This is a genomic window from Agrobacterium tumefaciens (genome assembly GCF_009649785.1).
GTDB lineage: Bacteria > Pseudomonadota > Alphaproteobacteria > Rhizobiales > Rhizobiaceae > Agrobacterium > Agrobacterium tumefaciens.
This window is the reverse complement of the sequence record NZ_WJOK01000013.1, coordinates 60,081-74,499: the sequence shown is the minus strand read 5'-3', so window position 1 is coordinate 74,499 and position 14,419 is coordinate 60,081. Positions and strand designations below refer to the sequence as shown.

General features: G+C 58.3%; 17 protein-coding genes. 10 read left to right on the top strand and 7 right to left on the bottom strand.

The window, feature by feature from the left end; translation table 11 throughout:
* Positions 1 to 54 precede the first annotated feature (54 nt).
* Positions 55 to 1,458: an L-serine ammonia-lyase gene (locus GH784_RS15345; RefSeq protein ID WP_013636313.1), complete on the bottom strand. Its 1,404-nt coding sequence runs from the start codon at positions 1,456 to 1,458 to the stop codon at positions 55 to 57.
* Here GH784_RS15345 and GH784_RS27175 point away from each other — a divergent pair.
* Both GH784_RS27175 and GH784_RS15335 read left to right on the top strand, forming a co-directional pair.
* Positions 1,457 to 1,723, top strand: coding sequence for a hypothetical protein (locus tag GH784_RS27175; RefSeq protein WP_019566127.1), 267 nt, complete (start codon positions 1,457 to 1,459; stop codon positions 1,721 to 1,723). The two genes, GH784_RS15345 and GH784_RS27175, sit on opposite strands and share 2 nt — an antisense overlap.
* Before the next feature lie 390 nt (positions 1,724 to 2,113).
* Positions 2,114 to 2,464: a hypothetical protein gene (locus GH784_RS15335; RefSeq protein WP_003515702.1), complete on the top strand. Its 351-nt coding sequence runs from the start codon at positions 2,114 to 2,116 to the stop codon at positions 2,462 to 2,464.
* 1 nt (position 2,465) lies between these two features.
* Here the strand turns inward: GH784_RS15335 and GH784_RS15330 are convergent, their stop codons facing one another.
* Both GH784_RS15330 and GH784_RS15325 read right to left on the bottom strand, forming a co-directional pair.
* A complete protein-coding gene (locus tag GH784_RS15330) occupies positions 2,466 to 3,233 on the bottom strand; it encodes a phosphodiester glycosidase family protein (RefSeq protein WP_065702439.1) in 768 nt (255 codons plus the stop codon).
* Between the two features lie 134 nt (positions 3,234 to 3,367).
* Positions 3,368 to 3,529, bottom strand: a complete 162-nt coding sequence (locus tag GH784_RS15325; protein ID WP_003515706.1) for an entericidin domain-containing protein — start codon at positions 3,527 to 3,529, stop codon at positions 3,368 to 3,370.
* Positions 3,530 to 3,721: 192 nt separating this feature from the next.
* Here GH784_RS15325 and GH784_RS15320 point away from each other — a divergent pair, with 192 nt between their 5' ends.
* Positions 3,722 to 4,498 carry a formyl transferase gene (locus GH784_RS15320; RefSeq protein ID WP_065702438.1) on the top strand — a complete coding sequence of 259 codons (777 nt, stop codon included), beginning with the start codon at positions 3,722 to 3,724 and terminating at the stop codon, positions 4,496 to 4,498.
* 105 nt (positions 4,499 to 4,603) lie between these two features.
* The gene (locus tag GH784_RS15315; protein WP_153793568.1) at positions 4,604 to 5,524 is read left to right on the top strand and encodes a methylenetetrahydrofolate reductase; all 921 of its coding nucleotides are present in this window, start codon (positions 4,604 to 4,606) and stop codon (positions 5,522 to 5,524) included.
* Positions 5,525 to 5,588: 64 nt separating this feature from the next.
* Here the strand turns inward: GH784_RS15315 and GH784_RS15310 are convergent, their stop codons facing one another.
* Entirely contained in the window at positions 5,589 to 6,527 is a 939-nt protein-coding gene (locus GH784_RS15310) for a LysR family transcriptional regulator (protein ID WP_003515711.1), read from the bottom strand.
* A gap of 239 nt (positions 6,528 to 6,766) precedes the next feature.
* On the opposite strand from GH784_RS15310, the gene GH784_RS15305 reads away from it, so the two are divergent.
* Positions 6,767 to 6,985: a hypothetical protein gene (locus GH784_RS15305; RefSeq protein ID WP_013636319.1), complete on the top strand. Its 219-nt coding sequence runs from the start codon at positions 6,767 to 6,769 to the stop codon at positions 6,983 to 6,985.
* 272 nt (positions 6,986 to 7,257) lie between these two features.
* Entirely contained in the window at positions 7,258 to 8,295 is a 1,038-nt protein-coding gene (locus GH784_RS27740; protein ID WP_003515714.1) for a GlxA family transcriptional regulator, read from the top strand.
* Between the two features lie 162 nt (positions 8,296 to 8,457).
* Here GH784_RS27740 and GH784_RS15295 read toward each other — a convergent pair whose 3' ends face one another.
* On the bottom strand, positions 8,458 to 9,933 hold the full coding sequence (locus GH784_RS15295) for an NAD(P)H-hydrate dehydratase (protein ID WP_065702436.1): 1,476 nt from the start codon (positions 9,931 to 9,933) through the stop codon (positions 8,458 to 8,460).
* 113 nt (positions 9,934 to 10,046) lie between these two features.
* A complete protein-coding gene (locus tag GH784_RS27170) occupies positions 10,047 to 10,202 on the bottom strand; it encodes a hypothetical protein (protein WP_173994982.1) in 156 nt (51 codons plus the stop codon).
* Positions 10,203 to 10,291: 89 nt separating this feature from the next.
* On the opposite strand from GH784_RS27170, the gene GH784_RS15290 reads away from it, so the two are divergent.
* From GH784_RS15290 to hspQ, 4 genes are all read left to right on the top strand, one after another.
* Positions 10,292 to 10,630 (top strand): P-II family nitrogen regulator, encoded by a 339-nt coding sequence (locus GH784_RS15290; protein ID WP_003515720.1) that lies wholly within the window; start codon positions 10,292 to 10,294, stop codon positions 10,628 to 10,630.
* Between the two features lie 74 nt (positions 10,631 to 10,704).
* The gene (gene glnA / locus GH784_RS15285; protein WP_003515722.1) at positions 10,705 to 12,114 is read left to right on the top strand and encodes a type I glutamate--ammonia ligase; all 1,410 of its coding nucleotides are present in this window, start codon (positions 10,705 to 10,707) and stop codon (positions 12,112 to 12,114) included.
* Between the two features lie 98 nt (positions 12,115 to 12,212).
* Positions 12,213 to 13,136 (top strand): DMT family transporter, encoded by a 924-nt coding sequence (locus GH784_RS15280; RefSeq protein ID WP_075807527.1) that lies wholly within the window; start codon positions 12,213 to 12,215, stop codon positions 13,134 to 13,136.
* Between the two features lie 89 nt (positions 13,137 to 13,225).
* Positions 13,226 to 13,555: a heat shock protein HspQ gene (hspQ, locus tag GH784_RS15275; RefSeq protein ID WP_003515726.1), complete on the top strand. Its 330-nt coding sequence runs from the start codon at positions 13,226 to 13,228 to the stop codon at positions 13,553 to 13,555.
* 128 nt (positions 13,556 to 13,683) lie between these two features.
* Here hspQ and GH784_RS15270 read toward each other — a convergent pair whose 3' ends face one another.
* Positions 13,684 to 14,337, bottom strand: a complete 654-nt coding sequence (locus GH784_RS15270) for an invasion associated locus B family protein (RefSeq protein WP_013636323.1) — start codon at positions 14,335 to 14,337, stop codon at positions 13,684 to 13,686.
* Positions 14,338 to 14,419: the final 82 nt, after the last annotated feature.

The window sequence follows — 14,419 nt, the reverse complement described above, 5'->3', positions numbered from 1 at the left end:
TGCCTTTTTGCGTCGGGCGTCAAGCATGTGGACCATGCCTGACGCCCTGCCCGCTCAGCATTCCACAACGTTGACGGCAAGACCGCCGGTGGAAGTTTCCTTGTACTTGTCGCTCATGTCGTTGCCGGTCTGGCGCATGGTTTCGATACAGGCATCGAGCGGCACGAAATGCTGGCCGTCACCCTTCAACGCCAGGGAAGCCGCCGTTACCGCCTTCACCGCACCCAGCGCATTGCGCTCGATGCAGGGCACCTGCACCAGACCGGCGATCGGGTCGCAGGTCATGCCGAGGTGATGCTCGAGCGCGATTTCGGCGGCATTCTCCACCTGTTCTGGCGAACCGCCCATGACGGCGGCAAGGCCTGCGGCCGCCATGGCGGCAGCGGACCCAACCTCGCCCTGACAGCCGACCTCGGCACCTGAAATAGATGCATTATGCTTGATGATGCCGCCGATTGCGGCCGCCGTCAGCAGGAAATCGCGAACATCGTCAACGGTCGCATCCTCGTGGAAATGCCGGAAATACCGGACCGTGGCCGGAACGACGCCCGCAGCACCGTTGGTCGGCGCTGTCACCACGCGCCCGCCCGCAGCATTTTCCTCGTTCACGGCCATGGCATAGACGCTCAACCAGTCATTCGCCATGACAGGATTGAGCCGGTTGCTGCGCCATTCCTCATTTAGCTTCTCGTAGATGGAGCGGGCACGACGGCGCACCTTCAGGCCACCGGGCATGATGCCGTCCACCTTCAGCCCGCGCTCGATGCAGCCGTTCATCGCCTCCCATATCTGGTCGAGGCGCTCGTTCAGCTCGTCGCGGGAGATTACCGTTTCTTCGTTTGCGCGCTTCATCTGGGCGATGGTGCGGCCGGAGCGGCCCGCCATCTCAAGCATTTCCCGCGCCGTGGCGAACGGATAAGGCACACGCGGACCATTATCGATGGTCTTGCCGCGCTGCTTGATCGCCTCCAGTTCCGTATCGGTCACGACGAAACCGCCGCCGACGGAATAATAGATGCGCTTGAGAAGCAGCCTGCCCTGATTGTCGAAGGCGGAAAAGGTCATGCCGTTGGCATGGCCGGGCAGCGGGTTCTTCTTGTCGAAGACCAGATCCTCGGCTGGGTTGAACTCATAGGAGGGGTGGCCGGGTGGCGACACGGTACCGGCCTTTTCAACCTTTTCGATGATCGGGTCCATGGCGTCGGGGTCGACGAGATCCGGCCGCTCGCCCGTCAGGCCGAGGATGACCGCACGGCCGGTGCCGTGGCCAATGCCGGTAAAAGCAAGCGAACCGTGCAGGCTGACCTTCAGGCGCGACACGGAAGCACCCGCCGGACGCGGCCATTCATCACCGAGGATAAGCGCAAGAAAGCGGTTCGCCGCCGTCATCGGCCCCATCGTATGCGAGCTGGAAGGACCGATACCGATCTTGAAGACGTCGAAGACCGAAAGAAACATGAGGCTTACCTTGAATAAGAATGGATTCCACCGCCATCATATCCAAAGCCGCGACGGATCGCCACAAAAGAGCGGCACCGGCTTTTGCAGCTGCGACATACAGGCCGCAGAAACGAAAACAGCACGGTTTCCAGAGGAAACCGCGCCGTTTCAAAACCCGTCATTCATGAGAAGTGCTTATGGGCTGCCAAAAATGTACGTCAATGCGAGAAATGCGGCAAAGCCTGCAAGCGCGCGCAAGGTGACGGCCCAACAGGATTTCTGAGCGGTTTCTTCCATGATTACTCCAGCTATTCACTCTCCGGGCGATCTTCAAGACCGGGCCCGTTGGGGGAAGCATTTATTAAAATCCGGCGCAGAACGCAAATGCAAAAAGCGGCTAAATGAAGGCGTTTTTGACGGGCTGCCATTCGTCAGTTGCATAGGTGTGTGAAAAAACAAGGCTTTAGATCGGCGCTTTCGGGTTACCCATTTTTGCCGTTCGCCTCAATTTGAACCAAAGTGTAACTGGTTTATGAAGGTTTCGCACAAACACCTGTTGAAGCCAGCGGCAATCGGCATTCCAGAGTTGAATTTCAGTGTCCGGACTGTTGTGCCTTGAAAGCCTTTCGGCTCTGCCTTATCGACAGAAAACGGCAACGGGATTCGTCATTACATGCAGCAGGCATCATCTTTTCCGGACCGCGAGACGGTCGCATCGAAACTTGCCTCGCTTGCAAGCGAGGACAAGGCGTGGGTGCTGCTTTTGATGGAAAACGTGTTGCAGGATGAAAACCTGCTGGCCGGCCTCAATCTCTATCTCGATCAACAGGCCAATGCCCGCTTCCTCAACAGTCTGAAACTGGAGACATCAGGCGAATGGCTGGGCTGTAACGCCCCTGCCCGCCTGCAGATACGCATCACGGAAGCGGCCAAGGCCAGCCAGCATCCTGCCTATCTGGCCTTCCGCAAGGGACTGACGGCATCGGCAGGCCTCGAAAAAGCCTACCCCAAGGCACCGATCTGACTTAGTCAGGCACCCTGTCGACGACAGCGATAATCGGCCCCATGGCAAACAGGGAATCGCGCCTTTTCATCGCGGGAATGTCGACACTGGAAATCGTCCCGTCGAGATACAGCGCGTTTGGCGCATCCAGCGCATCCCTGAACAACGTCGCGAAGTCGTAAAAACGCACGGTGTTTTCCGAAATCGCGAAATGCACCATGCCGTCGCGCGACACGCCGACGCCGTTGCGGCGTTTCAGGCTGTCGCTATCGGGCAGAAATCGCGGATGCAGCTTTCCATCGATCACCAGCATCGGGCCGGACTGGGTGGCAAAATCCGGCTTCAAGCCGGCAGAGACATAGGCCTGCGTTTCCAGAACGCCCGCCATTGCACCCTTCAGATAAAACACGCCGTTCGGCAGAAGATGGAAATTGCCCCACCCGCCGCCGGTAATAATCGGCGAACGTTCGACGCCGTTTTCGACAAAGAGGCCAACGGGAGAATAGTCGGAATGATACATGCCGCCATTCATGGCGAAGACGCTGAACATGTGCTGCCGCCACAGGGCGGAGGAGAGATCGGAGAAGGAGCGATATCCCTCACCCGAGACATGATCGCGGTCGTAAATCCGGATCATGCTTTTCGCCGGATCGAAACTGCAGACGATGTAACGTCCGCCCGCATGCTCCATGGTTTTGCAGAAATCCACCTGTCCGCCCGCCTTAGCCGAAAACGGCAAAAGCAATGGCAGCAGCAAGCTAATCAGTCTTTTCGTCACCAGTCTTTTCATCAACGCCCGCTCATGCCCTCTCGCCCCATCTTAGTACGGCGCGATTCTTACACATGAACTGTGACGGTGAAATCAGGTCAAAGAAAAGGCGTCCCCTTCATTCAGGGAGACGCCAGACCTTGGAGGGGAGAGACTTAGCGACGCGCGGCGCGGTCTACGCTACGACCTGCGTCCTGCGTGGCGTCCACTGCATTTGCCGTATCCCGGCCAACGCCGCGAATGGTATTACCGCAGGAACTCAAGGTCACGACGGTCAACAAAGCCACGAAAACTGTCGAAAGAATACGTGTGATCATTTGAAATAACTCCCCTATGACTTGCCGTCCAAAGGCAAGCGCCGATGTGATATGCGTCACAATAACGTGAGCATTGGAAATCGGTTCCACCGGCGTTTGAAAAAATCCCGTCGGTGAAAATTAACATGGTTTTGAACTTCGCGAGGGAAACTCGGGCGCAGGGATCATGATCGGGAAAATCGTGTGGGTGACATGACTGAGATAAACAATCGGCTACTGGTGATGACGGCGGGGGGGCTGAACCCCAATGTCATGATCAATGCGCTGGCCGCCCGGTTTCCGGATATCCATGTCATCGTGGAGCAGGCGGAAAGCAAATCGGCCATTCTGAAAAGACGGGCGCGGCGGCTCGGCTGGATGACAGCCGCAGGCCAGATGGCGACGATGATCGCCTCCCGGCTCGGCAAACGCTTCACTGTTCGGCGCACCAATGAGATCATTGCCGAACATGGCCTCTCTGCCGATCTCGGCCAGGCAGTTCCTGTTACACATGTTGCCTCCCTGAACGACGAAGAGTGCCACAAGGCCATCAACACCTTGCAACCGGCGGCGATCTTCACCATTTCCTGCCGCCTTCTGACACCGGCAACCCTTCAAGCTCTGCGCTGCCCGGTCATCAATTTCCACGCCGGCATCAATCCCGCCTATCGCGGCCAGATGGGCGGTTATTGGGCGCTGGTGGAAAAGGACCGGGGTAATTTCGGTGCGACCGTGCATCTGGTCGACAAGGCCGTGGATACCGGCGCAACCCTTTACGAAAAGCGGCTGAAGCCCTCGCCTTCCGATACCATTGCCACCTACCCCCTGCTTCTGACCGCCGCCTCGGTCGATATTGCGGTCAGCGCTATCGAGGACGCCCTTTCCGGCAGCCTTGCGCCGCAACCGCCCTTGCCTGGCAAATCGGTGCTGCGGTTTCCGCCGACGATCTGGACATGGCTGTGGAACGGCCTCACCAAACGTGTCTGGTGAGAACAACCAGCCATTGCCGCCAGCCAAACGCATGAAATCAAGCTTCGTCGCAGATGCAGGGCTGTCTTGCCGCAACAGGCAAAGACGTGGGCAAAAAAGCGGTGCATGATAAGGAAAAGGACCAAATTCAAATTGCACGATATCTCGACCTCTCCCGCCATTGCCGCCTCCATTGAAGCCTCACCCGCACAGGTGCTCGGCCCGGCAAGTCTTGCCGGTATCTTTCCACAGGGCGTGCGTGTTTATCTGACAGACACCGGACAGGCCTCGCAGGACAGGCTGGTCGACGCTGCAAAACATCTTCGCGATCTCGGCTACACACCAGTGCCGCATCTCGCGGCACGGCGCATATCGTTTCGCGTGCAATTTGAGGAGCAGGTGAAGCGGCTGGCAGGCGAAGCGGGTGTGTCGGATGTGCTGGTAGTCGGCGGTGGCGTCGCCACGCCGGCTGGTCCCTTCGCATCCAGCATGGATATGCTGTCGACCGGCATTTTCGATCGCTGCGGGATCAATCAGATTGCAATCGCCGGCCATCCCGAAGGCAGCCCCGATTTCAGCGATGAGACGGCGACGGCCGCCTTGAAGTTGAAGTATGATTTTTCCGAAAGAAGCGATGCGGCAATGCGCATCGTCACCCAGTTCGGCTTCGACCCCGCGCGCTTCATCGCCTGGGCGGAAGGACTTGCCGCCTCCGGCATCGACTTGCCGGTGCATATCGGCGTCTCCGGTCCGGCCAGGATCACGACGCTGCTGAAATATGCAGCACTCTGCGGCGTCGGCAATTCCATCGCCTATCTGAAAAAGAACGCGCTCTCCCTGACGACGCTGGCCAAGGGCCATTCACCGGAAAGCGTGGTCGGCCCTATCGAACGGCACTGGCAGGCAAATCCGGCAGGACCGATCCGGCAAATCCACGTCTTCCCCTTTGGTGGGCTACAGAATTCGGCAGACTGGCTGGCCGGTCGTGGAAGTTGGCAAATCGGCGATGCGGACTTTTCTGCAAAGCGGGGCACGGTAGCGATCTAGGCACACCTTTGCCTATGGCGCGACGGACGCTCGCCGTCGCGCATTCCCGTTATAAAGATCTACCTCAGGCCGCCTTGGCGACCTCGACAAAGGCGTTGCGGATGCTTTCCGCGACCGCAAGGATAGGGCGCGAGGGTCTTTCGCCGGTGATCAGGCGAATATCGAAATAACCAAGTTCCGGCAGGCCTTCCTTGTCGCTCAGAATGACCATGTCGTTCTGCACATAGGAGCGCGGCAGGGGCGCGATGGCGAGATCGGCGGCAATTGCTGCGCGCTGCGCCATGGTATGGCCGCTGAGATAGGCCACGCGGAAATTGCGACCCCGCTTTTCAAGCGAGTTGATCGCTTCCGAACGCCAGATGCAGCCCTCTTCCCAGATCGATATGGGCAGCGGATCGCGCAGATAGGCCGTACCGCATTTTGCCCCTGCCCAGACGAGACGTTCGCGCATCAGCACCTCGCCCGTATCCCGCAGCGGATGCGACGCACAGTTGACCAGTGCCAGATCCAGCCGCCGTTCATCCATGCGCTTGTAGAGATTGGAACTGGAATCGATCGTGACATCGATCATGATGCCGGGGAAAACCTCGGCAAAACGCTTGAGGATACCCGGGAGCAAACCGCGCTCGCCAATATCTTCCGGCGCACCGAGCCTGACGACGCCAGACAGTTCAGGCATGACGAAACGCGACACGGCCTCGTTAGACAGCGCGATCATGCGGCGCGCATAGGTCAGAAGCGTTTCGCCATGCGCCGTCAAAGTCACCGAGCGGGCATCGCGCAGGAACAACGTCGTCTTCAGCTGTTCCTCCAGCTTCTTTATCTGCATGGAAACGGCGGACGGCGTTCTGAACACCACCTCTGCAGCGGTGGAGAAGTTCCCGGTCTCGGCAATCGCGACGAAGGTTCTCAGAATGTCGTTATCCAGCAGCGGCAACGGTTGGCGGAAAGTTACGGTCATGGCACGAACCTTCAAATATTTTGATTTATAGATGGATATCATTTCGTTTGATTGAATGTCAACACAGGCGCACCATCCCGGACATCGAATGACAGGGCAACTAACACCTTGTCGGAATGAAGCGCTGGCCCATCACGGAACGACAGAAAGTCCGGCAGGCGGCGAGCGCGAGTCATTCCGAAAACTGATGAATGACATAAAATTCATTCTCTTGTTTGATGAGATATGTAAGCGCATACCGAAGTCGTAAACAGGATCGTGGTTCACGAAAGGATCAAGACATGGCCATGATACATTATCACCCCGCAGCGAGCCGTTCATCGCAACGCCCCTCGACCGGTAGCTGGCTCCAGCGCCTGTCCGGCCAGATTTCCGCTCTCCATACGTCATGGAAGCGCGCAAGAATGCTCCGCGCGCTGGAAGGTTTGCCGCCTGAAACATTGAAGGACATTGGATGGCCGACAACCGACAGCAACCGCATCAGGGTCATCCGCAAATGATGCGCAACCCCATGGCTCGCAACCGTCCCAGGACTTGCGAGCCATCCCCGTCAATCCCGAGACGCGCCGGCAGAGGCGTAAAATGACCTGCCTGTTTTACATGCGACACGACGCCCTTTAAAAAGGCTTGTCGCAAATTTTGCATATTTCAAAAGCTATTTTTTGACAGCCCGGATTTCACGGCGTATTTTTCGTTAAAGATGTCGGAAACAGGACATCCAGAAGACCGATTCCAAGGGAGGAATTGCGTATTCGCAACGGAGCACGGGCAAATGAGCAGGAACTCCCAGAAGAAACGCTCAATCGTCTTTTTTCTCATTCCGCAATTTACCATGCTGCCGTTCGCCGCAGCGGTTGAAACGCTTCGCATCGCCAATCGCATGCTGGGGTATCAGGCTTACGAATGGCGCCTCGCCTCGCTCGACGGCCAGAAGGTCATGTCATCAAGCGGCATCTGTCTTGAGGTCGACACCTGTCTTGCCGATGAGCGCCGATATGTCAGCGGCGAAAACCGCGTTGAAATGGCGATCATCTGTTCGGGCATCGATGTCGACCAGCACATCAACAAATCCGTCAATGCCTGGCTGCGTGAAGCCTATAATCGCGGCATCGCCATCGGCAGCCTCTGTACCGCCGCGCATATCCTCGCGCAGGCTGGTCTCTTGAACGGCAAACGCTGTGCGATCCACTGGGAGAACCTGCCTGGTTTTTCCGAAGCCTTCCCGCAGGTGGAAGTCTATGCCGATCTCTTCGAGGTGGACAGCAACATCTATACCTGCGCCGGCGGCACCGCATCGCTCGATATGATGCTGAGCCTGATCGGTCAGGATTTCGGCGAAAATCTCGTCAACCGCGTCTGCGAGCAGCAATTGACGGACCGGGTGCGCAGCCCCAACGACCGCCAGCGCCTGCCGCTGCGTGCGCGCCTCGGCGTTCAGAATAGCAAGGTCCTGTCGATCATCGAATTGATGGAAGGCAATCTGTCCGAGCCGCTGTCGCTGCTCGACATCGCCGATGCGGCCGATCTGTCGCGCCGACAGGTGGAGCGTCTCTTCCGGCAGGAAATGGGCCGCTCACCCGCCCGCTACTATCTTGAAATCCGCCTGGACCGCGCCCGCCACCTGCTGGTGCAATCGGCCATGCCGGTGGTCGAGGTTGCCGTTGCCTGCGGTTTCGTCTCCGCTTCGCATTTCTCCAAGTGTTATCGCGAAATCTACAATCGCACGCCGCAACAGGAACGGGCGGAACGCAAGCTGCTGATCAGCGCTTCGCGGATGGCAACCGCGAGCCAGGGCAAAGCCGCGCACTGACGCTGCTTTAAACCTCTAGGGCGAAAAAGCCCTCGCCTCAGTGATGAAAACCTCCCCCCGTCATGCCGGACTAGATCCGGCATCCAGCCACGACGCGTCTGCGCAGCGAAAGGTATCTCCTGCGATCAAGTCCGGGGTGCCGGAGTGGACAACAACTCAAGGTCACGCAAACGGCCGCACCGCGTAGGCGAGATCCTCTGCCGTCATACCTGCACCCGCCCTGCTGCCCGCCTCGCCATGCAGCCAGACACCGGCAGCGCCGGCCTCAAAGGCAGGCGTTCCCTGCGCAAGCAATGCGCCGATGATGCCAGCCAGCACATCGCCTGACCCCGCCGTCGCAAGGCTCGACGGCGCATTGGTATTGACCAGCGCGCGGCCGTCCGGCGCGGCGATGACCGTATCCGCACCCTTGTAGACCAGCACTGCGCCGCTGCGCGCCGATGCGGTCTGCGCCTTCTCGATCTTGCTCAGTGACGTGTCAGCGGCGAGATCGGGAAAGAGCCGGGCAAACTCGCCCTCATGCGGCGTCAATACGAATTTCCCCGCGCCTGAAATCACCCGGTCGAAGAGGGTTTCCGGGCAGTCCTTGAAAGCGGTGATCGCGTCGGCATCCAGCACCACCACCTTGTCCCCGAGCAGGGACACGAATTGCCGCGCCTTTTCGAGATCGCCGAAACCGGGACCGAGGACGAAAGCGCCGTGGCGTTTGTCGTCCAGCCAGTGGCGCAGATCGTCCGCATCATCCAGACCGGAGCTCATCACCGCCGTCAATGTCACCGAAAGCACGTCGAGCGCCTGCTTCGGTGCGGCGATGGTGACGATGCCCGCCCCCGCCTTCAGCGCTGCAATTGCCGTCATGCGGCTTGCTCCCGTCGCATGTGGCGGTCCGGAAAAGACGGTCAGATGCCCACGGCGGAATTTATGCGTTTCCATTTCGGAGCGGGGCAAGGCGTCGCGCCAGACAAGTGGATCGTTTTCCGCAACCGATCCCGCATGAGCGGCTAGAATACGGGAGGGGATACCGATATCGAACACCTCAAGCGTCCCGCACAGTTCCCGCCCCGGCATCAACAGATGGCCGGGTTTTCGCGCCATGAAGGTTACGGTCCGCTCCGCCTTGAACGATGCGCCCAGAGGCACGCCCCTCCTGCCGCAAAGACCAGACGGCAGATCGACGGCGAGAACCGGCACGGCTGCCTGCGTCACCGCATCGATCACGCGCCGAAGCTCCGACGGAATCTCGCGGGACAATCCGGCACCGAACACCGCGTCAATCACCACGTCTCCAGCCATGGGTACATAGTCGCCAAGCGGCAGGGCTGTGACGCCGCTGCCCTCGAAAGCCGTGCGGGCATCGCCTTTCATGGCCGTGACTTGGCCAAGATGATGAACCGCAACTGTCGCCCCGCTTTGCACAAGCGAGCGTGCCGCAACGTAACCATCACCGCCATTATTGCCGCCTCCGCAGAGCACGACGAAACGCAGCGCGTCCGGATAGTAGCGAAGGGCCGAAGCAGCGACCGCCTGCCCTGCCCGCTCCATAAGATCGTATAGGGGAATGCCGGATTGGCCTGAGGCCGCATCGATGCGGGCCATCACGGCAGCGTCGATAAGAGAGAGATTCAATAGGGATTTCATGGAGCGATCATCCCTTCAAAACGCCGGAAAGGCAATCGATACAAAAATAAGCAAATGCCTGCGGCGAAATAATAATCAAATGCATAAAATATAAACAAATCAACAAAACGCCGTCAGTGAATTCCGAAATATTCAACATAACTAAAATAAGGAAAACCGACAGAATTGATGACGGATTTTTCGGGTTTTGGCGAGAAATTGGCTGGAAAACCACAAAAAGCGAATGCATTTTGTGCCAGAAAGCCGGGCAAGCGAAGTTTTTTCTTCAAGCCCGCTTCCGATCTGGCACAATACGTGCATTCTTGTGGCAGAGCGGGAATAACCTGCTTTAACGGGAGAAGCGGAGAGATATTTTCTCATGAAAAAGATCGAAGCGATCATTAAGCCTTTCAAGCTCGATGAAGTGAAGGAAGCCCTTCAGGAAGTCGGACTTCAGGGAATCACGGTCACGGAAGCAAAAGGCTTTGGTCGTCAGAAGGGCCACACGGAACTCTACCGCGGAGCAGAGTACGTTGTGGACTTTTTGCCGAAAGTGAAAGTCGAAGTCGTACTGGCGGACGAAAATGCGGAAGCCGTCATTGAGGCTATCCGCAATGCGGCACAGACCGGACGTATCGGCGACGGAAAGATTTTCGTTTCCAACGTCGAGGAAGTCATCCGAATCCGTACCGGTGAAACAGGCGTGGACGCCATATAATCGGAACCAGGTCCTGAGCCGGGGAGGCTCAGGTTTTTCACCTCGTCACCACCACACTCAAGGAAAACGTTTAAATGACGACCGCAAACGATATCTTGAAGCAGATCAAGGATAACGACATCAAGTTCGTGGACCTGCGCTTTACCGACCCCAAGGGCAAGCTGCAGCATGTCACCATGGATGTTGTCTGCGTAGACGAAGACATGTTCGCCGATGGCGTCATGTTCGACGGCTCCTCGATCGCCGGCTGGAAGGCCATCAACGAATCCGACATGGTGCTGATGCCCGATCCGGCAACTGCCCATACCGATCCGTTCTTCGCCCAGTCGACCCTCGTCATCCTTTGCGACATTCTCGACCCGGTTTCCGGCGAAGCCTATAACCGCGACCCGCGCGGCACCGCCAAGAAGGCCGAAGCCTACCTCAAGGCCTCCGGTATCGGCGACACCATCTTCGTTGGCCCCGAGCCGGAATTCTTCGTCTTTGACGACGTGAAGTACAAGGCAGACCCTTACAACACCGGCTTCAAGCTGGACTCGTCGGAACTGCCGTCCAACGACGACACGGATTACGAAACCGGTAACCTCGGCCACCGTCCGCGCGTCAAGGGCGGTTACTTCCCGGTTCCCCCGATCGACAGCCTGCAGGACATGCGTTCCGAAATGCTGACGGTTCTCGCTGAAATGGGCGTCGTCGTCGAAAAGCACCACCACGAAGTCGCCTCCGCGCAGCACGAGCTGGGTGTGAAGTTCGACACCATGGTATCCAGCGCCGACAAGATGCAGATCTACAAGTACGTCGTGCACCAGGTCGCCAATGCCTATGGCAAGACGGCAACCTTCATGCCGAAGCCGATCTTCGGCGACAACGGCTCGGGCATGCACGTGCACCAGTCGATCTGGAAGGGCGGCAAGCCGACCTTTGCTGGCGACGAATATGCCGGCCTGTCTGAAAACTGCCTGTACTACATCGGCGGCATCATCAAGCATGCCAAGGCCATCAACGCCTTTACCAACCCCACCACCAACTCCTACAAGCGTCTGGTACCGGGTTATGAAGCTCCTGTTCTGCTGGCCTATTCCGCCCGCAACCGCTCCGCATCGTGCCGTATTCCCTTCGGCTCCAACCCGAAGGCGAAGCGCGTCGAAGTCCGCTTCCCGGACCCGACCCAGAACCCCTATCTCGGTTTTGCAGCCATGCTGATGGCCGGCCTCGACGGCATCAAGAACAAGATCCATCCCGGCAAGCCGATGGACAAGGACCTTTACGACCTTCCTGCCAAGGAACTGAAAAAGATCCCGACCGTCTGCGGCTCGCTGCGCGAAGCGCTGGAAAGCCTCGACAAGGATCGCAAGTTCCTGACCGCCGGCGGCGTGTTCGACGACGACCAGATCGACTCGTTCATCGAGCTGAAAATGCAGGAAGTCATGCGCTTCGAAATGACCCCGCATCCGGTCGAATTCGACATGTACTACTCTGCCTGACCGGCATTTGGGACGCCTTTAGAGGCGTCCCTTCCCGCTCGGCGGTTTTCCCCTGGAAAGCCGCCGTTTTCTTTTGATGCCCAGCCATGTCGCGAACAATGTCGATCAAGCCAGCCTCTCAGCAAACGCGCCTCACGGACTGGCTCATCTTTCTGGCGGTACCGTTCTTTTTCTCCAGCAACATCATTTTCGGCCGCGGCGTCATCGGCGAGGTCTCGCCCTTCATTGCCGCCTTCATTCGCTGGATCGGATCGAGCCTCATCATCGCTCCGTTCATGATCGCCGACTGGCGGAACTGCCTCGCCTTCGTGCGCCAGAAAACGCTGCTCTGGCTCGTTCTTGGCATTCTCGGCATGGGCGTCTGCGGTGGCGTGGTCTATTGGGGCCTCACAATGACGACGGCTGCCAACGGTACGTTGATCTATACGACTTCGTCGCTATTCATCATCCTGTTCCAGCGCATCTTTCAGGGCCGCCCGATCCGCAGGCTCGAAGTGGCGGGCATGATCATCGCTTTTGCGGGCGTGGCGGCCATCGTGCTCAAGGGCGATATGTCCGCTCTCTGGCAGATGAAATTCAACATTGGCGATTTTGCCATTCTGACGGCAGCGATTGCCTTTGCGGTCTATTCGCTGCTATTGCGCGATCCCGCGGCGCGGCAGATGGCCTCGTTCAGCCTTTTCGGCCTCATCGCCTTCTCCGGCGCGCTGGTCCTGCTCCCGCCGGCAGCGGTCGAACTGGCGCATGGTGGCTTGCTGCCGGCCACGGCCATCGCCTGGGCCAAGATCGGCGGCATCATCCTGTTCGCCTCACTGCTTGCCTTTTATTGCTTCACCCATACGGTCCGCGTTTTCGGCCCCGCCACGGCAGGCATCACGCTTTACATGATGCCACCCGTCTCGATTGTCATGGCCACGCTTTTTCTTGGTGAAACGTTTGAAACATATCACGCCATCGGCATCGTGCTGGTTACCGGCGGCGTCGTCATCGCCACCGCACCGATCGGCCGCAGGGTCGCTTAAGAGCATCACGGGAAAAAGGGCCGGATACCGCTAGCCCTTGATATTTCCCAATCCGCACCCAACTATTAGTGGGAAAGGAAGTTCATACCATGAAACAAAGAGACGCAAAATTTACGCTTGGCGAGATCGTCCGCCACAAGGTGTTTCCGTTCCGCGGTGTGGTGATTGACGTGGATCCGGAATATGCCAATACGGAAGAGTGGTGGAACGCCATCCCCGCCGATATTCGCCCGGAGCGCGACCAGCCCTTCTACCATCTTCTGGCGGAAAACGATGAGACGGAATATGTCGCTTACGTTTCCGAACAGAACCTCGTCCACGATGAAAACGAGGCGCCGCTCCGCAACCGCAATATCGAGCGGATGTTCGACAAGGCGCCCAACGGCGAGTGGCGGCCGAAGATGTCGCTCGCGCATTAGCGCACGCCCGATTTGACAACAGTCATAAGGGCGCTGTGCGCTTTGACTGAAAATACGTCGGATCAAAACCGCGCATAAAAAAAACCGGCCTGAAAACAGGCCGGTTTTTTCGTGTTCTCGTAAAGAGATCAGGGCTTCGGCGCGCCCTTTGCGGCGTCCTGAGCAGCTTCCAGCTTCTTGCGAGCCTCTTCAGCCTTTTTCTGCATGCCTTCCTGAAGGCTGCGCTGGCTTTCTGCGAGCTGCGACTGGGTGATAGCCGCGCCGTCATAAGCGCCGGTAAAGCCGGTAAGCGCGATCTTGATGGGGTTCGGCGCGCGGCGGAAGTTGATCGAGGTGAAGACGATCTCGTTGCCCTTTTTCAGCGACGCAATCATGGCGTCCGTCAGCGGAACTTCGGCCGTGCACTTGTCGGGAAGGCAAACAGCGTAATCGAGCTTCTGACCCTTGCCACCGTCGATCTGCATCATCACACCCGGGGGAATGAGGCGCGCGGTCGGAACGGAAACCTGGAGCAGCTTGCGGTTGACCTTGCCCTCGACAGTGATGAGGCCGACGGCAGTGATCATCTGGCCGTTCTGGGCAAGAACCACGTTCTGCACGACGCAGACATCGTTGTCTTCCTGCTTCGAGCAGGTCTTGAACCAGCCGAGCGGCGGAGCGCCAGCGCCCTGATTGGCGGGAGCATCCTGTGCCTGCGAGATGGCCGGAGCGGAAACCGCGCCCAGGGAAAGAACGAGAGCGGACAGAGCTGTCCGGGTGAATGTGTTTGCCTTTTGCATCATAAGAGTTCCGTCTCCTGAATGTCTGCCAGAACAGAACCGCGGGTCCTGCTCGCCGATGGCGGTATCCTTCTGCCCGTTCAAC